The sequence below is a fragment of the Geomonas silvestris genome, assembly GCF_014193515.1.
Classification (GTDB): Bacteria; Desulfobacterota; Desulfuromonadia; order Geobacterales; family Geobacteraceae; genus Geomonas; species Geomonas silvestris.
The window spans coordinates 168731-190281 of the sequence record NZ_BLXX01000009.1; the positions used below are offsets into that span (position 1 = coordinate 168731).

The window sequence follows — 21551 nt, forward strand, 5'->3', positions numbered from 1 at the left end:
CATGCCCAGCTTCCAGAACATACCCGTACTGATCGTCGACGACCGCCCCGAGAACCTGGTCTCGCTCCAGGAGCTTTTGCGCGACCTGGAACTGGACCTGGTGCAGGCCCACTCCGGCAACGAGGCGCTGCGCCAGGCCCTGCACCACGACTTCGCCCTGGTGCTTTTGGACGTCCAGATGCCGGAGATGGACGGATTCGAAACGGCGGAACTGCTGCGCCGCAACCCCAAGACCCGCCACTTCCCCATCATCTTCGTCACCGCCGGACTGCGCGAGGAGCGCCACCTCTTCAAGGGGTACGAAGCGGGGGCGGTCGACTACCTCATGAAACCGATCGAGCCGGAGATCCTGCGCAGCAAGGTGCGGGTCTTCTGCGAGCTGTACCGCCAGCGCCGGGAGCTCGAACGGGTCAGCCTGGAGCTTGAGCGCAAGCACGAGGAGCTCAAGCTCAAGCACGAAGAGCTGGCCCAGCAAAACCGCAAGCTGCAGGACACCTACCAGGAGCTCGAGGAGGAGACCGCGCAGCGTCTTTTGGCCGTCGAGGAGCTGCGCCACAAGGACCAGATCATGCTGCACCAGGGGCGTATGGCCGCCATGGGGGAGATGCTCAACAACATCGCCCACCAGTGGCGCCAGCCGCTCAACGTGCTGGGGCTCAAGATCCAGGAGCTCGGACTGAGCTACGACCTGGAGGAGCTCACCCCGGAGCAGCTGCACAGAAACATCAACAAGGTCATGGAGATCCTGCGGCACATGTCGCAGACCATCGACGACTTCCAGAACTTCACCGCCCCCGACAAGGAGAAGTGCCGGTTCAGCGGCAAGGAGGTGGTGGAGAAGACCCTCTCCCTGATCGGGGAGAGCTTCCGCGCCAAGGGGGTCGTGGTGAGCGCCGAGTCCTGCGACGAGGTTACCATCTTCGGTTACCCCAACGAATACCGCCAGGTGCTGCTCAACATCCTGATGAACGCGAAAGACGCGCTGGCGGAGCGGCACACCGAGGGTGCCCGCATCGTGGTGCGCCTGTGGCGGGAGGGGGAGCGCTCGTTGCTCACGGTGACCGACAACGCCGGAGGGATCGCCGACGAGATTATGGACCGGGTGTTCGATGCCTACTTCACGACCAAGGATCTGGGGAAGGGGACCGGTTTGGGGCTTTTCATGTCCAAGGTGATCATCGAGAAAAACATGGGGGGGCGTCTTTCGGTGCACAACGTCCCCGAAGGCGCGGAATTCAGGATCGAGGTCTGATATGGAAGGTGCCGAGAAGAGAGCCGTTTGCCTCCTCGTGGTTGAGGACGATCCGGAGACCCGCAGCACCATCAGTTCGGTAGTGGCACGGCGCTTCCCCGACATCACCGTCCGCGTCGCCGAAAACGGTCAGGTCGGGCTCGAGCTCTGCAAGGAGTTCAGGCCGGTCCTGGTCATCACCGACATCAACATGCCGGTCATGGACGGGCTGCGCATGATCGAGGAGATCCGCGCGGTGCGCGAGGAGACCAGGTTCATCGTGATGACCGGCTACAGCGACCGCTACCACGTGGAGAACTCGAGCCAGCTCGGCATCAGCGGTTTCCTGGTGAAACCGGTCGACCTGCGCGAGCTCTTTACCGCGAGCGAGAAGTGCCTGAAGGAGTTGCGGCACCCCGACAGCTGAAGCACCCGCTTGGGTCTTTCGCTGCGGCTGGCGGCACCGCACCGGTCCCCGCCCGCAGCATGTTGCGCTCCGCTGGCCGGATGGCGTGCTCCGCCGCCAGTTTCCCCGCCCGCTCTTCCCCCGCCCAAGCTTTTACCCTATTTTTACATCTCTCCTGCCACAGTTTCGCGTATCATTAAAACCCAGCCGCTGCGCAACGCAGCGCGCCGGAGATGCGGGTGCGCGGTCTCCGGTGTCCCTATAACCCCTGCCTGCCGGCCGGAGCCCGGTTGCTGGCGAACCGGCACCGGGGCGCGCCGATTTTTTCCACCACAAGGAGTCTACCGAGCATGAGCGTCATCGAAGTAAGTGAAGAGATCCGCCGCAACTTTCACCTCTTTTGGGACAACTTCCCCAGTGCCGTTACCTTGGTCTACAAGGACCGCACCATCGTGGAGGCGAACACCGTCGCCCTGCAGCAGGGGTACCCGGTGGGGACCAAGTGCGTCGAGCTGGGGGAGAAAAAGCACCATGCCGGCTGCCGCGCGAACGTCGCCCTGCGCGAAAAGAAAGGGGTGCGCGAGGTTGGCTACTACGATTTCCTCGACAAGGTGATCGACGGGTACTGGGTCCCGCTGGCGGGGTCCGAAGACCTCTACGTCCACTTCGGCATCGACATCACCGATTACGCCGCTGATCGGATGTTCCCGGCGAAAGCCGGCAGCGAGTGCGATTCCTGCTCCTGCAGCTGCGGCTGATCCTTTACCCCACGCGGAGGCTGCCGAAGCTTGAGCGACACTTCGGCAGCCTCGCCCCCCTGCTGGCCTCCCGCTGTTACCACCTGGCAACCGAACAGTTCCCCCGTTTCGCCGCTTCCCCGCGTCGCAAGGCGCAGCGCAAAGCCGCATGCTCGCTGCCTTCTCGTGCTCACCCGCAGACTCGATCGACCTACCGAAAAAATACCCTTGACAAGAACCTCAAAGGTGATTAGTTTAATATCAAACGATATGATGTTAACTTAAAGGGGCAGCCATGAGCGACACGAACCTGAAAAGCCTGGCACTTGGTACCTACACAAAGCTGATGCGCGCGGCCGAGTCGGCAACCAACCGCACCAGCAAGGTGATGACCGCGGCGGGTCTCACCATAAGCCAGTTCGGCGTGCTGGAAGCGCTCTACCACAAGGGACCGCTCTGCCAGCGCGACATCGCCGCCAAGATCCTGAAGAGCACCGGCAACATCACCCTGGTCATCGACAACCTGGAGAAAAACGGCTTGGTGCGGCGCGAGCGGGACAGCGAAGACCGTCGCTTCCTGACCGTGCACCTCACCGAGGCGGGGACCGGGCTGATCGCCAAGGTCTTTGCCGACGTGGAGGCCGCCATCGTCGCCGACCTCGCCACCCTCACGGCAGAGGAGCAGGAAACTCTCGGCCGCCTCTGCAAGAAACTCGGGTTGAAAGGCGCAGCCTGAGCCGGCTAAAAAAATTTGGCCAAGTAGTTTAATATTGAATCGATTAACATCTAACCAAAGCTGACGCAGCGTCGGCACCATCAAAAGGAGAAACACCATGAAACGCACCATCGCAGCAGTAGCCACCGTCGTCACCCTGTCCCTCCCCAGCTTCGCCTTCGCCTCCACCTGGAGCATCGACCCGGAACACTCGAACATCGGGTTCAAGGTCCGTCACATGATGGTATCCAACGTCAAGGGGAGCTTCGAGAAGGCCGGCGGGACCGTTGAGATCAACGACAAGGACATCACCAAGTCGAAGGTTGAAGTGAACATCGACACCAACTCGGTGAACACCAACATCGCCAAGCGCGACGCCCACCTGCGCGGACCCGACTTCTTCGACGCCGCCAAGTACCCCACCATGACCTTCGTCTCGAAGAAGGTGGCCAAGGCCGGCAAGGACAGGCTGAAGGTGACCGGCGACCTCACCCTGCACGGGGTGACCAAGCAGGTGGTGCTGGACGTCGAGGGGCCCAGCAAGGAGAGCAAGGATCCCTGGGGCAACATCCGCAAGGGGGCTACCGCCAGCACCAAGATCAGCCGGAAGGACTTCGGCCTGGTCTACAACGCGGCGCTGGAAACCGGCGGAGTGGCAGTGGGTGACGAGGTAGCCATCACCCTCGAGATCGAGATGATCAGGAAGTAAGGCAGGTCACCACGCGGGAGGCCTGCACGAGGAGGCACGACCATGGTACGCATCAGAAGAGCAGCAGAGCGCGGCCATGCCGATCACGGCTGGCTCGACACCTACCACACCTTTTCCTTCGCGGATTACTACGATCCGGAGCAGATGGGCTTCCGGTCGCTCAGGGTGATCAACGAGGACCGGGTGCAGCCTGGGGTAGGATTCCCCAGCCACCCGCACCGGGACATGGAGATCCTCTCCTACGTCCTGGAAGGGGAGCTGGCCCATCGCGACAGCATGGGGAACGGCTCGGTGATCCGGCCCGGCGAGATTCAGCGCATGAGCGCCGGCACCGGGATCACCCACAGCGAGTTCAACCCGTCCAGAAAAAGCGGGGTGCACTTCCTGCAGATCTGGATCCTGCCGGCCACGCCGGGGATTACCCCGGGCTATGAGCAGAAGGCCTTCAGCGCGGCGGAGAAAGAAGGGGTGTTGCGCCTGATCGCCTCGCCGGACGGACGGGACGGCTCGGTCAGCATCCACCAGGACGCGCACCTCTTCACGACGCTCCTCGAGCCGGGTAGCGAGTTGGGCCACCCGTTGCAGAAAGGGCGGCATGCCTGGGTCCAGGTGGTAAGCGGCGAAGTGCTGGTGAACGGTCATCTGTTGCGGGGAAGCGACGGTGCCGCCTTAAGCGGCGAGGAGCTTGTGCTGCTGACCGGCAGGCAAAAAGGCGAGGTGCTGCTTTTCGATCTGGCTTGAAAGGGGTCCCGGCGGGCAGGAAAACTGCCGGTAGGGAGAGGTGGGAGGAGGGGCGTCGAGCTCCTCCTCCGCTTGTTGCAGGAGGACGTTATGAACCAGAAATTTCCGGCACTTTTCGTGTCGCACGGTGCACCCAGCATGGTCATCGAACCCTGCCCCACCCGCAGCTTCCTGGAGCGGCTCGGGGAGAAGCTGGGAACGCCTGCCGGCATCGTCTGCGTTTCGGCACATTGGACCACGAGGGAGCCCCGGGTCACCACGCATCCCCATCCCCCCACCATCCACGACTTCGGCGGCTTCGCCGAGGAACTGCACCACCTGGAATACCGGGCGCCGGGCAACCCGCAGTTGGGTGAGCGGGTGCTCTCGCTGCTCGGGGAGCACGGCCTTGGCGGAGAGCCGGACCCGGTGCGCGGCTACGATCACGGAGCCTGGTCTCCGCTTATGCTGATGTACCCGCAGGCGCAGGTGCCGCTGGTCGAGCTCTCGGTGCAGCCCCATCTGGGTCCCGAGCACCATCTCGAGCTCGGAAGGGCGCTTGCAGCGCTGCGGGACGAGGGGATCCTGGTCCTGGCCAGCGGGTCTACCACCCACAACCTGGCGGATTTCTTCGGCCGCAGTCTCGATGCAGCGCCGCTTTCCTATGCGCGGGACTTCGCTCAGTGGCTCAAAGAGGGGATCGAAGCGGGGCGTGTGGGGGATCTTCTGGCGTACCGGGAGCGGGCGCCCGAGGCCGTCAGGAACCACCCGACTCCGGAGCACCTGCTGCCGTTATTCGTGGCGCTGGGGACGGGAGGTAAAGGGCGCCAGATCCACGACGCCTACACCTACGGTGCCCTCTCGATGGCGGCCTTCAGGTGGGATTGACGGGAAGTGCAGTCGGGTAGCGGCACTCCCCGGGGGGAGCGGCGGGGGGGGGGCGGTCTCGAGCTGGAAAGAGCTACAGCATCAGGTCCAGCCGTTCCTTGAGCCAGTGGTAGGTGGCCGGCCAGCGGAAGACTTCCGGCATGAAGAGGATGGCCCCGCCGTTATCGCCGCGCTCCAAGGCGGTGACGATGGCGNGTGCAGTCGGGTAGCGGCACTCCCCGGGGGGAGCGGCGGGGGGGGGGCGGTCTCGAGCTGGAAAGAGCTACAGCATCAGGTCCAGCCGTTCCTTGAGCCAGTGGTAGGTGGCCGGCCAGCGGAAGACTTCCGGCATGAAGAGGATGGCCCCGCCGTTATCGCCGCGCTCCAAGGCGGTGACGATGGCGTGGTTGTCGGCGGGATCGCCAGGCGGACAGAAGATCTGAAGCTGGCGGGCCAATTCGTTGTGGTAGATCATGGCAAGCTCCGGTACTCCGGTCTTTGGGACCAGGGTACAACCGTTTTTCTTGATAACCGTATCGGCGTCTGTGCGAGCAGCTTTAATTATCAATCGTGCACTTCGGGCGAAAAAAGGTAGGCCGGGGCTCTCCTGCAAAAAAGAGAAAGGACCGAATTGCTCCGGCCCCTCCTGGTTACACGTGCCTGTCCTACTTGTTGTGATCGGACTTGATGAATACTGCTACCTGACTGGTGATGACAACGGCTGACAGTACGGCGATCGAAATGAGCATCACTGACACAAAGTTCCCCATAGCTTCCCTCCTCTGGCAGCCCTTCGTGAGAGCTGCTCTCTGTTCTTCACATCGTAGTTGATTGCTGTCCTTGCAGGACATCTGCTCGGATTGTGCCAATCTTAAACTATTGAAATTACGGAATGACATCTCCTTCGGAGAGATGCCGTTGTGCAGCGGAAAGTGCCCTGCTGTTCAAGGTTTGCACCCCGTCGGCCGGCTCAAGAAGAGACGAGGCTCGCGAGCACCCGGCAGCTCAGCCGTTCATTTGCCTTGACAGCATCGCCGTCGAGGCTCGATAGTGTGCTGCCGGATCACCCGACCTGTAGATTTTCCCGACTCTTTCCCCGCGCGACCATGACCCACGACAAGGAACATTTCGGCCCTTTCCTGCTGCTCTGCCTGATCGGCTTCGCGGCGTTTTTCTGCGCGTACCTGCGCATCCCGGTGCTCCCCCTTTTGGCGGCCCACCTCGGGGCGGGGCCGGCACAGGTAGGGATGATCAACGGCGCCTTCATGCTCACCACCGGGCTCCTCTCCATTCCCGCCGGGTTAGTGGCCGACCGCATCGGGCGCCGCACCCCGATCGTCGTCGGGCTCGCGCTGACCGCGGTCTCTTCGCTCCTGGTCACCCAGTGCCAGGCACCGGTGCAGATGGCGCTGGCCTACCTCCTCTTCGGGGCGGGGCTGGCGGCCTTCGCGCCGGGGATGCTCTCGCTGGTAGCCGACCTGGTGCCGGCACACCGGCTGGGGCAGGCCTACGGCTGGTACACCACGGCGATCTACATCGCCATGACCCTGGGGCCTGCCTCGGGCGGCTGGCTCGCCAAGGCCTGGGGGCTGCGCCAGGTCTTCCTCTTTTCGGGAAGCGCGCTGCTCGCCGTGATCCTGCTCGCCCTCCTGGCGCTCCCTCAAGGCCCTCCCCGGCACTGCAGCGAACTCCACGCGGTGCTCGCCGGAACCTTGGGGCTCGTTCGGGACCCTCGCCTGGCGGGGTGCCTTCTGGCCACCGCCGGCAGCTGCGTCGGGTTCGGCGTCTTTCTCACCTTCCTGCCGCTCTACGCCTCGCAGCACGGACTGGACCCGGCCCAGGTCGGCCTCGTCTTCGCGGCGCAGGCGGTGACCAACGTGGTGGGGCGCATCCCGCTGGGGACCCTCGCCGACCGTGTCGACCGGCGCACCCTGGTGGCGGCAGGCCTCGCCTGTCTCGCCCTGGCCCTCAGCGTGCTCGGCCAGGTGACCGGTCTCTGGGCGCTCGTGGGGTGTGCGGTCCTCATGGGGGTCGGCATGGCGCTCACTTTTACCTCTATCGGCGCGCTCATCGCCGAACTGGTCCCGGCGCTGAAGCGCGGCTTGGCGATGGGGATGTACAACAGCTGCATCTACCTGGGGATGATGTCCGGGTCGACGGCCCTGGGGCTCGCCCTGAAGCGGGTGGGGTACCCTGCCGGCTTCGCCTTAGCCGGCGCTAGCTCGCTCTGCGCGCTGGTGCTCTTCCTTGCGCTGTTGCGCGGCAAAAAGGGCACGGCCGCGGCGGAGTCTTAGGCCGGGCGGGTGAGCTGATCCAAGGCTGGGATAGCAACTGCCCCAGGCTTGGTGGGCCTTCAGCCGGCATGGCGTTTGCGAGCCGAACGGTTGGCGGGGCGTGTCGAGGAGTCAGGAAGGGCCGGGTAAGAGCGCTTGGCTCAAGGGGAGAAGAGGCTCGCGCGCGGGGAGAGCGGGAAGCGGTTTTTGGGGGGGCAAGGGCGAAGGTGGGTTCGCCCTGCCTGGATCGTCTCGGCGCTGCAGGACCGCGGATATCGGCTGCCGGAAATGGCCGTTCGGCACCGTCCGCGGCACAGGGCCTCCTACAGCTTTTCCTTCACGCTGCGTACCTTGTCTTCCATGCTCTGCTCGCGGTCGGTACGGGTCCCGGCCTTGATGGTCGTGGTGATGCGCGGCGCACCCATCTCGTGCACCACCTCGTGGCAGCGCTTCACCGCGGCGAACACCGCGTCCCATTCACCTTCGATGCTGGTTCCATAGGAGTGCAGCTCGCTTTTAAGGCCGCTGTCGGCTAAAACCTTCTGGCAGGCGGCGATGTAGGGCGAGAGCGATACCCCCACTCCGAGGGGCACCAGGCACAGGTCGATGAGGACTTTCATGGCAGTCTCCTTGTCGGTTGGTGGACCGGCGCCGGGCCGTAGCGGCTCTCTGCCGGGGTGCGCTGGCGTTCATTCCGTGTACGGCAGAGTCAGTAATCCAGCGGCCAGTATACGTTATCTGCCGTTCGAGCTCAACTGTTTCGACCCGGCCCTCCCGTTTCGCCCGGTGCCTTTGGCGGGCGGACCTTCCTCACGGAAACTTTCAGGCCGGCCAGCGCGGTCACCTCGACCCGGTCACCCCGGGCGATCGGCTCCGCCCCCTCGGCATTCCAGTACTCGCCGCGGATCAGCACCTTCCCCTCGGGCCGCAGCTCGGTTGCCGCGATCCCCTCGGCGCCGATCATAGCCTCCTTCCCGGTGACCGGCTTTTGCCGGTAGGCCTCCACTCCCTTGGCGACTACCACCACGAAAAAGAGCGTAGTGACGGTCACGGTCGCCACGATCACCCCGAGCGACAGGCGCAGGCCGGGCTCTGGGGAGGGGAACAACAATAGCGAGCCGAGTATCAGCGAGATCACGGCAGCGATGGCGAGGATGCCGTGGGAGACGATCTTGATCTCGGCGATGAACAGGATGATGGCCAAAAGGATGAGCAGCACCCCGGCGTAGTTCACCGGCAGGGTCTGGAAGGCGAAGAAGGCGAGCAAAAGCGAGATGCCGCCGATCACCCCCGGGAGGATGGCGCCCGGGGTGGAGAGCTCGAAGAAGATCCCTATGATGCCGGCCAGCATGAGCAGGTAGGCGAGGTCGGGATTGCTGATGGTGTTGAGGATGCGGTCGCGGGTCCCCATCTCGTGCCGGGTGATCCGGGCTCCGGCGAGGTTGAGGGCCAGCGGCTTGCCGTCGCGGATAAGGCGCCGCCCCTCGAGCTTGTCCACCAGGTCCTGCGGGTTCTGGGCGATGAGGTCGATGACCCGCTCCTTGAGGGCGGCCTCCGCCGACAGCGACAGGCTCCCGCGGACCATCTGTCGAGCCACCTCGACGTTGCGCCCGCGCTGCGCCGCGATCCCCTCGAGGTACGCCGCAGAGTCGTTCAGCACCTTCTCTTCCATGACCTTGTCCGGCTTCCCCCCCAGGGATACCGGGTGCGCCGCGCCGATGTTGGTCCCCGGCGACATGGCGCAGACATCCGCGGCGAGCGCGATCACCGCTCCGGCCGAGGCGGCCCGGGCTCCCGGCGGTGTCACCAGCACCGCCACCGGGACCTGCGCGGCGAAGATCCCCTTCACCGCGTCGCGCATCGCCGTATCAAGCCCCCCCGGGGTGTCCAGTTCCACGAGCACCAGGGCGTCCCCGCGCCGGGCCGCTCCCTCCAGGTTGCGCAGGAAATAGGCGACCGTCACCGGATTGATGGTGCCGTTTACGGAAAGGAGAGCGACCTGCGCTGCTTTCTGCTGCCCGGAGCAGGTAAGCGCAGGGAACAGGCACAGGAGCAGTACCCAGAGTGCCGAGCGGATCTTTTTCATCGCGGTACCTCCACAATAACCCTTGCAAATTCTAGCCTTGTGCAAGGTCCTGTCAAACAGCTCCCCCTGTTGGGAGTTCATCGTTTCGGCTTTAAGACAATCGCTTCCCCCGGAACAGGGTCATGTTGTCGGGCAATAAAGGAACGGTTGCAATTTATAGTTGATTATTGATTCACCCTATGCAATAAAGGGCGCGTAACTGGTTAGCGTCGTTGCACTGTTTGTATTTGCCACTTTTTTTACTGTCTTTTTTGTGACAGATGACAGGCATTCAAGCCTGCTCTGCCACCGGATATTGAACCAGATACCGGGATCTCAGCGCATGAAAAAGATTCTGCTCGTCAACAGCCAGGAAGCCTTCCTGGACCGTAACAAAACCCTGCTGAACCGTGCCGGTTTCCTCATCCTCACCGCCTCCTCCGTCCAGGAAGCCCTGGCCATCTGCCGCGAACACGAAATAAACCTCATCATCTCGCAACTGGAGCGCACGCCGTCCGGCGGCGATCTGCTCTGCTCCCTGATCCGCGAGGACAGCGCCCTGCGCAACGTCTCCATCATCCTGATAGCCTACGCCCAGGACGCCGAGTTCGCGGCAGGCTGCGGCGCCAACGCGGTGGTGAGCAAGCCGGTGCGCCCCGAGGAGCTGCTCAAGCTGGTCGGGAAGTTCCTGGAGATCCGCGCCCGGCGCGAGTTCCGGGCCGTGTTCAACGCGCGGGTGGAGGCGACCTGGGGGACCCTCTCTTTCTCCGGGATGACCCGCAACATCAGCGCTTCCGGGCTTTTGTGCGAGACGAGCGTCCTGCTGCGCAAAAACGACCCGCTCAGCAACGTGCTCTTCGACCTGTCGGGTTACCCGATCGTGGCCGAGGGGATGGTGGTCTGGTCGGGAAGCCTCCCCGGCGGCACCCACATCTACGGCGTCGAGTTCACCCGTCTTGCCGCCGAGCGGCGCGAACGGATCGAGCAGTTCGTAGCGTCTGCCGCGGGTAGCGCCCCCGCTTTGTTGTAGCCGCGCCGCTTTCCCCCTTCGTGCGGCACCGGCACCTGGCGCTCGCCGGTGCCGCCTTTTCCCCTGTTTGTGCAGCTTTCCCCCCCGCGATACACTTCTGAAGGTTCTCGCGTAACGACAACAGCCAGCCCGGATGGCGCCGAGGCTGCCCCACGCCTTGGGTGAGCCTCGCAGCCCAAGCCGGCGCGGCATCAGGAGGTGGTGACCATGGAGGATCGTGACCGAAAGGAAAAAGCTCCGGTTATCGTGCGCCTGGAGCGGCGCAGCCATCGGCAGTCCGACCTGAGTTCCGCAGAGCTGATGCGGATCCTGCGCAAACGCGCCGCCAAGGCCGGGAAGCTGAGGGGAGCCGGGCCCCTGCTGCCGCCCGGAAAGGATCCCGGTGCAGACCCGCAAAACCAATGAAGGGATCGGCCAGACGGCCGGCGCTCCTTCCTTTTCCCGTGAACCGGCATCGCTCCCGGTGCCGGTTCCGCCTCTCGCCATTCCTGCCAACCCACCGCTATTCAAGAGGTTATCCTCAGTTTTTCCCTTCGTTTTCCAGGTGACAGCTCTGTGCAAACGCGCTAGCATGGCTCTTGATGGTCCAATGAAAGAGACTTTTCCGTCATTTTAAGGCAAAGAGAGGCATCCCATGCCGGGGAACACCGAGAAGACCATTTGCACCTGCGTCACCAACCACGAGCACCACATCTGCGCCCTGCACGGCAAAGGGCTGGTAGAGGAAGCGGAGCGCCTGACCGATAACCCGACGGTGACCTGCTCCATTTGCCTGGTAAACGCCAATTCACCGGAAAACGTCTGCTCGCCCACTACCTTGGGGGGCGGCTTCAAATATTCGGACATGAAGGACAGCAAGAAGATCCTCTGCGAAAGCGTGGATGCCGAGCTCGAGAAGGAACCTTAGGGCAGCTCCGGAGGGGAGCGTGCTGCACCGGGGGCCGCTTTCCGAAGCGGCCCCTTCTTTTTGCTCGACCTGCAGTATTTTTTCCTCCCCGCGCTTCCCAGAATATTAATGCGCTCTATACTAGTCCGGTTGTCACCTGGGAGCTTGGGGAGGAATGGAGATGCTGTACGTCGAACCGATCCGGTACCTGCTAGTCGGGATCCTTGCCGTGGCCCTGCTTGAGACCGGTTGCACCCTGAAACCAGGCAAAGGAACCCTGGCGGCCCCGAGCGCCGGAACCGAAGTCATGGAACCGAGAAGACCCATCCGACATGAAGAGTACGAAATAGAGGACCTCAGGCGGATCCCGCAGGACCTGGGGCGGCTCGCCGTCGCCGCCGGGGATCGCCTGAACCTTCCCGGGGAGTGCCGGAGCTATCTTTTGGACGAGTTCCGGCAGCACTACTTCGCCCCCTGGGGCGCACCAGGGCCCGGCGAAGAACCCGCCGAGATCAGGGATTACATGCGGCAGCAGGGGAGGGGGACCTGGTACGGCCCCAACCAGCGCAAAGTCCCTCGGAGGGAGCTTCGGGAGATCCTGGACAACTGCGCGCTGGAGGGCTTCCCGTCGCGAAGCGTTCCGGCCGTGGCCGTGGCGCCTGCACACCTGCGCGGGCTCCCCAGCTATCAGCCGCTCTACAAGAGTCCCGACGACGCCCCCTTCGACATGATCTCCTACCCCCAGGTGAAGCTCAACGAGCCCTTGAGGGTGCGCCACGCCTCGGCCGACGGGGTCTGGCTCTTCGTGGAGACCGCCTACTCAAACGGCTGGCTCGAGCGTCGCGACGTGGCGGCCTTTAACCCCGGGCAGGTGGCCGACTGGATAGGGGGGCGCTTTTTGGTGGTGACCCAGGACTACGCCCCGGTCCCGGACGGCAAAGGGGTCGGGGTGTTTCGCTGCAAGGTTGGTACCCTTTTGCCGCTCATCCGGGAGGATGCGGAGGAGTGGCAGGTGGCGGTCGCCTCGGCGGGCGAGGGGGGGGGCGCCGAGATCCGCCGCGTCGCACTCCCGAAGACGGCCGCGGCCCCCTTTCCGGTCCCCTTCCGACCCGCAGAGATCGCGCTGGTCGGCAACCAGATGCTGGGGGAACCCTACGGTTGGGGGGAGATCTACGACCTGAGGGACTGCTCGGCGCTTTTGCGCGACTTCTTCCTCCCCTTCGGGATCTGGCTGCCGCGCACCTCGAGCGACCAGATCGCCTCGACCCCGGGGCGGGCCGACCTCACGGCGCTGCCGCCGGCGCGCAAGGAGGAGCTCATCAAGAAGAGCCCCCCGTTTCTCACCCTGCTCTTCAAGCCCGGCCACATCATGCTCTACGTAGGGCTCGATCCCCAGGGGCGCCCCCTGGTGTTCCACGGCGCCTGGTCCATCCGGCTCAAGGAGGGGGTGGCTCCCCGAAGCGGCAACGGGGAGGGTGGCGAACATCCCGCCCAGCGCACCCAGATCATCGGCCTCTCCGCCATCACCACCCTGGAGCCCGGCAAGGAGCTGGGGCTGGTCCCCGGTGCCTCCCTTCTTGAGAAAGCGAGCGCACTCGGCGCCCTCAGCGCCCGCTGCCCTGCCGCTATACCGGATATCCCCTCTCGTTAAAACCCTTCCTTCGACCTTTCTCATGACCTGACACCGGAAACGTGCTAATAATAAGGGGCCGGGAATGCCCCTCCGGCAGATCCCAGGTCAGGAGACGCCGTAACCCATGTTGGCAACACTCAGGAGACACCTACGCTCGGCTCTGGCGGGGCTCGCCCCGGCGGGTGCGGCCTGGTTGCTGCTGGCCCTGGTCTGGTGGCCGGCTGGCGCTGCCTGGCCGGCCCAGCCACCGGCCGGCGGCGCCCCCGCGGCGCTTCCCGCAGCGCGGCAGGGAGCGGCCCCTCCCCAAGGCCGTCTCAGCTCCGCCGCCCCGGCGACTGCTCGCGCCCAGCAGGTCGCCCCCGGTGCCGGGCACCGCGCCGCCATCGTCGTCGGCGGCGACCGCGACTACCCCCCCTACGAGTTCATCGACCGCGACGGTCGCCCTTCCGGTTACAACGTCGAGCTCACCAAGGCCATCGCCGAAGTCATGGGGATGAAGGTGGAGTTCCGCCTGGGCGCCTGGTCCGAGATGCGCACCGCCCTGCAAAACGGCTCCGTGGATGTCCTGCAGGGGATGTCCTATTCCGACGAGCGCCTCGCCGAGGTCGACTTCTCCTTGCCGCACACCATCGTGAACCACGCCGTCTTCGCCCGCAAGGACTCGCCGCGGGTCAACTCGCTGGAAGAGCTGCAGGGAAAGACGGTGGCGGTGCACCGGGCCGGCATCATGCACGACTTCCTGAAGAAGCAGGGGTTCACCGGGAAGCTGGTGCTCACCGATACCCCCGCCGATGCCCTGCGCCAGACCGCCGCCGGCAAGACCGATTTCGCCATCGTGGCGATCGTCCCGGGGATGTACATCATCCGCGAGCTGAAGCTATCTAACCTGATCCCCGTGGTGCGCAACGTCGCCAGCCACCGCTACTGCTTCGCGGTGGACAAGGGGAACGAGGAGCTCCTCTCCCGTTTCAACGAGGGGCTCGCCATCCTGAAGAAGACCGGGCAGCAGCAGGCCATCTACGAGAAATGGCTGGGGGTTTTGGAGCCAACCCCCATCGAGTGGCGCATCGTCGCCAAGTACGCCGCCATCGTCGTGGTCCCGCTGGTGCTCCTTTTGGGGGGCTTCGCCCTCTGGTCGCGCACCCTGCACCGCCAGGTGGCGCTGCGCACCGCCGACCTCACCCGCGAGATCGCCGAGCGCAAGCACGCCGAGGAGGAACTGCTCTTAAACCAGCAGCAACTGGTGCAGGCGGACAAGATGGCGGCGCTGGGGATCCTGGTCTCCGGGGTGGCACACGAGATCAACAACCCGACCGGGCTCATCCTCCTGGATCTCCCGGTGCTCAAGCGGGCGCACCAGGACGCGGCGCCGATTCTCGAACAGCACTTCGAGGAGAACGGGGACTTCATGCTGGGTGGGGTTCCCTACAGCGAGATGCGCGAGGAGATCCCGCGTCTTTTGGACGGGATGCAGGAGGGAGCCCAGCGCATCAAGCGCATCGTGCACGACTTGAAGGATTTCGCCCGGCGCGACGATGCCGGCGACAAGGTGGCAAGCGACCTGAACCAGGTGGTTCAGACCGCCCTGCGCCTGGTGGAGCCGACCATCCGCAAGTCAACCGCCCACTTCAGCGCCGACTTCGGGGTCGGGCTGCCGCGCTTTCGGGGAAACGCCCAGCGCATCGAGCAGGTGGTGCTGAACCTGGTCCTGAATGCCTGCCAGGCGCTCTCGGACCGCGAAGAGGGGATCGCGGTGACCACCCGGCTGAGTACCGACCTGCAGAGACTGGAGTTGAAGGTGCAGGACCAGGGGGGCGGCATCGCACCCGAGCACCTGGCCCGGCTCACCGACCCCTTCTTTACCACCAAAAGGGAGAGCGGCGGCACCGGGCTTGGGCTCTCGGTCTCCGCCGGGATCGTGAAAGACCACGGCGGCACCCTCAGTTTCGAGTCGGAGCCCGGGCGCGGCACCATGGTGACCCTGAGCCTGCCGGCGCTCAGGGAGACAACCTCCCCCTCGCTGGACAGCATGGAGTGGAACACCTAAGGGGGGCCGACGCGGGGGCTGGAAGATTTGCGGCAGATCCCGGACACCCCTCAGCTCGTCAATAAGCGGCCGCCTGGTCCCCGCGTGGCTCACCCCGGCAGCTCCGATGCACCAGGCCGGGACCGGGGGGCAGGTAGCTGCGAAGCCGGTCCCCTCGCGATCACTCAAAGCCTTTTCTTTCTTTACGGAGCCAGTCATGCTACCGAGCAGCTATCCCAATTTCCAGATCCTTTTGGTGGACGACGAACCGGCCTGGTTGCGCTCGCTCTCCCTCACCCTGAAGAGCACGGCCGGGCTCAACAACTTGGTGACCTGCGAGGACAGCCGCGAGGTCATGGGGCTTTTGGAGGGGGGCGGGATCGGCCTGGTGCTCTTGGACCTCACCATGCCGCACCTCTCCGGCGAGGAGCTCTTGAAGAAGATCGCCGAGCGCCACCCGGAGATCGCCACCATCGTGGTGAGCGGGCTGAACCAGCTGGAGACGGCGGTGCGCTGCATGAAGCTTGGTGCCTTCGACTACTTCATCAAGACCGACGAGGAGGACCGCATCGTGGGGGGCGTCCTGCGCGCGGTGCGCATGCTCGAGATGCAGCGCGACTACCGGGAGATGTCGAGCCGCCTGGTCTCGGGCGAATTGCGCCACCCGGAGGCCTTTGCCGACATCGTCACCGCGGACCGCGGCATGCTCGCCATCTTCAGCTACCTGGAGGCGGTCGCCAAGAGCCCGCAGCCACTTTTGATCACCGGGGAGAGCGGGGTAGGGAAGGAGCTTTTGGCCCGGGCCGCCCACGCACTGAGCGGCTGCCGCGGCAAGCTGGTCACCGTGAACGTCGCGGGACTCGACGACTCGGTCTTTGCCGACACGCTCTTCGGGCACCTGCGCGGCGCCTTCACCGGGGCCGAGGCGGTGCGCAAGGGGATGGTCGAGGAGGCCGCCGACGGGACCCTTTTTCTCGACGAGATCGGCGACCTCTCCATCCCCTCCCAGGTGAAGCTCTTGCGCCTGCTCCAGGAAGGGGAGTACTTCCCGCTCGGCTCCGACCAGCCCAAGCGCATCAAGGCCCGGGTCATCGTGGCGACCCACCAGAACCTGGCCGCCAAGGAGGCGGCGGGGAGCTTTAGGCGCGACCTCTATTTCAGGCTGCGCACCCACCAGGTGCAGGTCCCGCCGCTCAGGGAGCGCAAGGGAGACCTGCCGCTTTTGCTCGATCACTTCCTCACCGAGGCTGCCCGGGCCCTGGAAAAGAAGAGGCCGACCCCGCCCAAGGGGCTCGCCCAGTTCCTGGCCACCTACAGCTTCCCGGGGAACCTGCGCGAGCTGCGCGCCATGGTCTACGACGCGGTCAGCGTGCACCGCGACCGGATGCTCTCCATGGAGAGCTTCGTGAAGGCGGTGGAGCGCGCCCAGGGGGAGGCGCCGCCGGCAGCGGAGCCGGCTCCCCGGCAAAATCCCTTCGCCGGTTTCGCCGAACTCCCCACCTTTACCGAGGCGGCCTCCTTCCTGGTGCAGGAGGCGCTGGAGCGGGCCGGCGGCAACCAGACCCTCGCCGGTCGGCTCCTGGGGATCTCCCAGCCCGCCCTCAACAAACGCCTGAAGATGATGCGCAACCAACAGGCATAACCGGCGGTTATAGTCATAGCCTGCGGTTATAGCGCCGCGAAGTCCCCGATTTAATGAGCTTCGCGTCCCCCCTCCCGGCGCCGGCATAACCTCCCGTTATGCCGGTTGCCTTTTGTCCCTGCTCCCCTTGCAGGGCTATTCTCCTTGGTTTCCGGCTGGTTACCCGGTTTTTGCGTTGTTGGCACCATACCTGCTCTGGTAAGGGCAGCAGCACACGCAAATTCGGCTGCCGGCGCGGCGCACCTGCCGCGCGGCAGCACCAAGGAGAGGTAACCCGTCATGTTAACGTTCTGGATCCAGTTTGTGCTCGTCCTCGGGGCAATCCTTTTGGGCGTACGTAAGGGGGGGGTGGCCCTCGGTCTCATCGGCGGCCTCGGCGTCTCGGTCCTGGTGCTTCTCTTCCGGGTGCAGCCCTCGGAGCCACCCATCGCCGTCATGCTGATCATCCTCGCCGTGGTAACCGCCTCGGCGACCCTGCAGGTGGCCGGCGGCCTCGACTACCTGGTGCAGTTGACCGAGCGGATGCTGCGCGCCCACCCGAAGTACGTGACCATCCTGGCGCCGCTCTCCACCTTCTTCCTCACCGTCTGCGTCGGGACCGGCCATGCCGTGTACGCGCTGTTGCCGGTCATCGCCGACGTGGCGCTGAAGACCAAGATCCGCCCCGAGCGCCCCATGGCGATCTCCTCGGTCGCCTCGCAGATGGGGATCACGGCAAGCCCGGTGGCGGCCGCGGTGACCACCTTCCTCGCCTTCTCGCTCAAGTCGGGGCACCCGGTCTCCCTGTTCGACATCCTGATGGTGACCATGCCCGCCGGCGTGGTGGGGGTGCTGGCTGCAGCCGCCTGGAGCTTCAACCGCGGCAAGGACCTGGACCAGGATCCCGAATTCCAGGAGCGCCTGAAGGACGCCGAGTTCGCCCGTTCGCTGGAGACCTCGGTCACCACCCTCGACAAGCAGATCACCGGCAAGGCGAAGCTCTCGGTGTTCCTTTTCTTCGCCGGCGTGCTCACCATCGTCGCCATGGCCGTCTGGCCCCAGATCCTCCCGGTCGCCGGCGGCAAGCCGATCCCGATGACCACCGTGGTGCAGTTCATCATGCTGGGCTACGGCGCCTTCATCATGTTCGCCACCGGCGTGAAAGCCAAGGACATCGCCCACTCGAGCGTCTTCATCGCCGGGATGATCGCGGTGGTCTCCATCTTCGGCATCGCCTGGATGAGCGACACCTTCGTGACCGCCAACAAGAGCTTCCTCATCGACAAGATCGGTCTCATGGTGAAGATGGCCCCCTGGACCTTCGGCATCGCCATGTTCTGCGTCTCGGCCTTCGTGAAGAGCCAGGCGGCCACCCTGATCATCATGCTCCCCTTCGGCGCCGCGCTCGGGCTCCCCATCCCGCTCCTTCTGGGGCTCGTTCCGACCAGCTACGCCTACTTCTTCTTCGCCTTCTACCCGAGCGACCTGGCGGCCATCAACATGGACCGCTCCGGCACCACCCGCATCGGCAAGTACCTCTTGAACCACAGCTTCATGATCCCCGGTTTCATCGGCGTCGGGGTGTCGACCCTGGTGGCCTACACCATCGCGAAGATCCTGTTCTAAGCGGAGAGAGGGTTGGCGCAGCACCGGCCGCGGCAGGGTTTCCTGCCGCGGCTTTTCTTTGCGAGGGCCCCACGCTGCCGGGTCCGGTCGCAGGGAGGGCAGCCGGTTAAGCTCATGTGTCCTTACTAGCGAAAGAGATAATTAAAGGTCGGGGGTTAACCTGCCGATACGGGAACGGGTGGGAACCGCGGGGAACTAGAAATTCATTCGATGTTGCCGGCGCTCTGCCGCAAATATCCTGATTGCGGCGCCACAACATTAATGATATAAGGTGTTTCGCTTACTGCACCAGAGTCGGCACCTCCAGTGTCGCAGGCTGTCGTCGATACCCGAAGTCTCGGCCGCGCTCCTTCCGGCGTGGTCCTTTTCTCTCACGAACGCAGCTTCCCTGCAGGTATCCGACCCATGAAGATTCCAGCGTCGCACAGGTTTACCTTCTTTTCCCGCTCGGGCCGCCTCACCCTCCTGCTCGGCGCTCTCTTCCTTTTTTGTCTCTGCAGCTTCAAAGACCAGGCCCTTCATGCGGAAACGGTACCCAAGCGGGTGGTCCGCGTCGCGGCGTTCAACTTCAATCCCGCCATCTACCAGGACCGCGACGGCAGGGTCAAGGGGTTCTACGTCGAGATGCTCGACGAGATCGCCCGCCGGGAGAACTGGCAGATCCAGTACGTCTACGGCAGCTGGGGCGAGGGGATGGAGCGCATCAAGCGCGGTGAGGTGGACCTGCTGACCTCGGTGGCCTGGCTCGAGGAACGTACCCATTTTCTCGACTACGGCAAGACTCCGATCATGACGGTCTGGAGCGAGGTCTACGTCCACCAGAAGTCCGACCTCAACAGCATCAGCGACATGGCCGGCAAGAGGGTTGCCATCATGAAAGGCGACTCCAACGGCAAGCAGTTCCGCAACCTGGTGGAGAAGTTCGGCATCCCCTGTACCATCGTGGAGTTCCCGGGTTTTGAGGAGGTCTTCAAGGAGGTGGAGGCGCGGCGCGTCGACGCCGGCGTGGTCAACAACACCTTCGGCATCGGACGGAGCAAGGATTTCAGGGTGAAATCCTCCGGCGTCATCTTCAACCCCTTCGACCTCTACTTCGCGGCCGGCAAGGGGAAGAACGCGGAACTGATCACGACCTTGGACCGCTATCTCGCCGGCTGGAAGGCGGACAAGGGGTCGCTGTACCACAGCGCGCTGAACCGCTGGCTGCATCGCCAGGCCGAGATGGTCAACGTCACCCCGACCTGGCTGATCCAGCTGCTTTTGGGGCTCGCCGCCTCCGGGATCATCGGCACCTCGTTCATCGTGCTGCTGCGCCGGCGGGTAGCCGCCCGCACCCACGAGCTGCAGGAGTCGGAGAGCGCCCTGCTCGAGAAAAACGAGGAACTGGCCGCCATCGAGGAGGAGCTGCGCCAGCAACTGGACGAGACCTTTGCGGCCCAGGATGCCCTCCAGAAGAGCGAGGAGTTTCTGACCGCCATCGTCGAGAACATGCCGGCCATGGTCTTCGTGAAGGATGCCCAGGAACTGCGCTTCATCAGCATGAACCGGGCCGGGGAGGAGATGCTGGGGATCGGGCGCGAAGAGCTGATCGGCAAGAACGACTTCGACCTCTTCCCGGAAAAGGAGGCGACCTTCTTTACCGGTATGGACCGCTTCGTTTTGCAGCAGGGGGCGATCCAGGAGATCCCGGAAGAGCGGATTCACGTGCGCGACGGCCAGGAGCGCATCCTGCACACCCGCAAGGTCCCCATCTTCGACCCCTCGGGGAAGCCGCAGTACCTCCTGGGGATCTCGGTCGACATCACCGAGCAGCGCAGCGTCGAGGAGCAGCTGCGCCAGGCGCACAAGATGGATGTGGTAGGGCAGCTGGCGGGAGGGGTGGCGCACGACTTCAACAACATGCTCACCGGCATCATCGGCGCGGCGGAGATGCTCAACTGGCGCCTGGGGGAGGATCCCTACAACGCGAAACTGACCGGGGTGATCCTCGATGCCGCCACCCGTTCGGCCGACCTCACCCGGCAGCTCTTGGCCTTCTCCCGCAAGGGGAAGATCACCTCGACCGCGATCTCCATCAACGACTGCATCAACGCCGTGGTGGCCATCCTCGAGCGGACCATCGACAAGCGGATCGACCTCCGGGTGGAGCTCAAGGCCCAGAACCCGACCGTCATCGGCGACCCGGGGCTCTTGCAGAACGCCCTCTTGAACCTGGCGGTCAACGCCCGCGACGCCATGCCCGAGGGGGGGACCCTCACCTTCACGACCTGCAACGTGGAGCTCGCGGGGAGTGCGCTGCCCGGACAGCTGGCGGCGGGGCCCTATCTGGAGGTCTCGGTCGCCGACACCGGCATCGGGATGACCCCGGAGGTGCTGGAGCATATCTACGAGCCGTTCTTCACCACCAAGGAGACCGGCAAGGGGACAGGGCTCGGGCTGGCCGCGGTGTACGGGACGGTGAAGGAGCACAACGGCACCATCGGCGTGACCAGCGAGCCCGGCCGGGGGACCGTGTTCCGGCTCTCTCTTCCGTCGGGCGCCAGCCAGGCGAGCGAGCTGGCCGACGGCGAGGAGACGGTCCAGGGGAAGGGGGGGATCATGCTGGTCGACGACGAGGCGATCATCAGGCTCTCCGGTCACTGCCTGCTCGAGGAGCTGGGGTACCAGGTCTACCTGGCCGAAGACGGCGAGCAGGCCCTGGAGCTCTACGGCCGCGAGCATGCGCACATCGGCCTCGTCATCCTGGACATGGTCATGCCCAAGCTGAGCGGCAAGGAGACCTTCCTGAGGCTCAAGCGGCTCGATCCCGAGGTGCGGGTGCTCTTCTCCTCCGGCTTCCACCGCGAGGGGACCGTTAACGAACTGTTGGGGATCGGCGCCAAGGGGTTCATCCACAAGCCGTACCGGCTGCAGAGCCTCAGCAAGTCCGTGGCCGAAGCGCTCGCCGAAGCGTAGCTCTGGCACCACCTGCAACGTAGAACCTGGAACCTGGAATGGAGAACCTAC

19 protein-coding genes are annotated in these 21551 nt (G+C 64.6%); 16 read left to right on the forward strand and 3 right to left on the reverse strand.

Annotated features, from left to right (window positions below):
- Window position 1: 1 nt before the first annotated feature.
- From GMST_RS14715 to GMST_RS14745, 7 genes are all read left to right on the forward strand, one after another.
- Window positions 2–1252: a response regulator gene (locus GMST_RS14715; RefSeq protein WP_183355445.1), complete on the forward strand. Its 1251-nt coding sequence runs from the start codon at window positions 2–4 to the stop codon at window positions 1250–1252.
- Window position 1253: 1 nt separating this feature from the next.
- Window positions 1254–1658: a response regulator transcription factor gene (locus GMST_RS14720; protein ID WP_183355446.1), complete on the forward strand. Its 405-nt coding sequence runs from the start codon at window positions 1254–1256 to the stop codon at window positions 1656–1658.
- Between the two features lie 329 nt (window positions 1659–1987).
- On the forward strand, window positions 1988–2395 hold the full coding sequence (locus GMST_RS14725; protein ID WP_183355447.1) for a hypothetical protein: 408 nt from the start codon (window positions 1988–1990) through the stop codon (window positions 2393–2395).
- 274 nt (window positions 2396–2669) lie between these two features.
- Complete coding sequence (locus tag GMST_RS14730; RefSeq protein ID WP_183355448.1) at window positions 2670–3110, forward strand: MarR family winged helix-turn-helix transcriptional regulator; 441 nt, start codon at window positions 2670–2672, stop codon at window positions 3108–3110.
- A gap of 97 nt (window positions 3111–3207) precedes the next feature.
- Window positions 3208–3798: a YceI family protein gene (locus GMST_RS14735; protein WP_183355449.1), complete on the forward strand. Its 591-nt coding sequence runs from the start codon at window positions 3208–3210 to the stop codon at window positions 3796–3798.
- Between the two features lie 42 nt (window positions 3799–3840).
- A complete protein-coding gene (locus GMST_RS14740) occupies window positions 3841–4539 on the forward strand; it encodes a pirin family protein (RefSeq protein ID WP_183355450.1) in 699 nt (232 codons plus the stop codon).
- A gap of 90 nt (window positions 4540–4629) precedes the next feature.
- Window positions 4630–5406: a DODA-type extradiol aromatic ring-opening family dioxygenase gene (locus GMST_RS14745; protein WP_183355451.1), complete on the forward strand. Its 777-nt coding sequence runs from the start codon at window positions 4630–4632 to the stop codon at window positions 5404–5406.
- 262 nt (window positions 5407–5668) lie between these two features.
- On the opposite strand, the gene GMST_RS14750 is transcribed toward GMST_RS14745, so the two are convergent.
- Window positions 5669–5860, reverse strand: coding sequence for a hypothetical protein (locus GMST_RS14750; protein ID WP_183355452.1), 192 nt, complete (start codon window positions 5858–5860; stop codon window positions 5669–5671).
- 631 nt (window positions 5861–6491) lie between these two features.
- On the opposite strand from GMST_RS14750, the gene GMST_RS14755 reads away from it, so the two are divergent.
- Window positions 6492–7679, forward strand: coding sequence for an MFS transporter (locus GMST_RS14755; RefSeq protein WP_183355453.1), 1188 nt, complete (start codon window positions 6492–6494; stop codon window positions 7677–7679).
- A gap of 302 nt (window positions 7680–7981) precedes the next feature.
- On the opposite strand, the gene GMST_RS14760 is transcribed toward GMST_RS14755, so the two are convergent.
- Together GMST_RS14760 and GMST_RS14765 are read right to left on the reverse strand one after the other, a co-directional pair.
- Window positions 7982–8278, reverse strand: a complete 297-nt coding sequence (locus tag GMST_RS14760) for an MTH1187 family thiamine-binding protein (RefSeq protein ID WP_183355454.1) — start codon at window positions 8276–8278, stop codon at window positions 7982–7984.
- A 131-nt stretch (window positions 8279–8409) separates the two neighbouring features.
- Window positions 8410–9744 (reverse strand): NfeD family protein, encoded by a 1335-nt coding sequence (locus tag GMST_RS14765; protein ID WP_183355455.1) that lies wholly within the window; start codon window positions 9742–9744, stop codon window positions 8410–8412.
- A 322-nt stretch (window positions 9745–10066) separates the two neighbouring features.
- Between GMST_RS14765 and GMST_RS14770 the strand changes: the two genes are divergently transcribed.
- From GMST_RS14770 to GMST_RS14805, 8 genes are all read left to right on the forward strand, one after another.
- A complete protein-coding gene (locus GMST_RS14770) occupies window positions 10067–10753 on the forward strand; it encodes a PilZ domain-containing protein (RefSeq protein WP_183355456.1) in 687 nt (228 codons plus the stop codon).
- A 207-nt stretch (window positions 10754–10960) separates the two neighbouring features.
- Entirely contained in the window at window positions 10961–11158 is a 198-nt protein-coding gene (locus tag GMST_RS14775; RefSeq protein ID WP_183355457.1) for a hypothetical protein, read from the forward strand.
- A 229-nt stretch (window positions 11159–11387) separates the two neighbouring features.
- Entirely contained in the window at window positions 11388–11660 is a 273-nt protein-coding gene (locus tag GMST_RS14780) for a hypothetical protein (protein ID WP_183355458.1), read from the forward strand.
- A gap of 160 nt (window positions 11661–11820) precedes the next feature.
- Window positions 11821–13290 carry an NlpC/P60 family N-terminal domain-containing protein gene (locus GMST_RS14785; protein ID WP_183355459.1) on the forward strand — a complete coding sequence of 490 codons (1470 nt, stop codon included), beginning with the start codon at window positions 11821–11823 and terminating at the stop codon, window positions 13288–13290.
- A gap of 106 nt (window positions 13291–13396) precedes the next feature.
- Entirely contained in the window at window positions 13397–15319 is a 1923-nt protein-coding gene (locus GMST_RS14790; RefSeq protein ID WP_198424561.1) for a transporter substrate-binding domain-containing protein, read from the forward strand.
- A 196-nt stretch (window positions 15320–15515) separates the two neighbouring features.
- A complete protein-coding gene (locus GMST_RS14795) occupies window positions 15516–16940 on the forward strand; it encodes a sigma-54-dependent transcriptional regulator (protein WP_183355460.1) in 1425 nt (474 codons plus the stop codon).
- A 279-nt stretch (window positions 16941–17219) separates the two neighbouring features.
- Window positions 17220–18545 carry an anaerobic C4-dicarboxylate transporter gene (locus tag GMST_RS14800; RefSeq protein WP_183355461.1) on the forward strand — a complete coding sequence of 442 codons (1326 nt, stop codon included), beginning with the start codon at window positions 17220–17222 and terminating at the stop codon, window positions 18543–18545.
- A gap of 405 nt (window positions 18546–18950) precedes the next feature.
- Window positions 18951–21500 carry an ATP-binding protein gene (locus GMST_RS14805; RefSeq protein WP_183355462.1) on the forward strand — a complete coding sequence of 850 codons (2550 nt, stop codon included), beginning with the start codon at window positions 18951–18953 and terminating at the stop codon, window positions 21498–21500.
- Window positions 21501–21551: the final 51 nt, after the last annotated feature.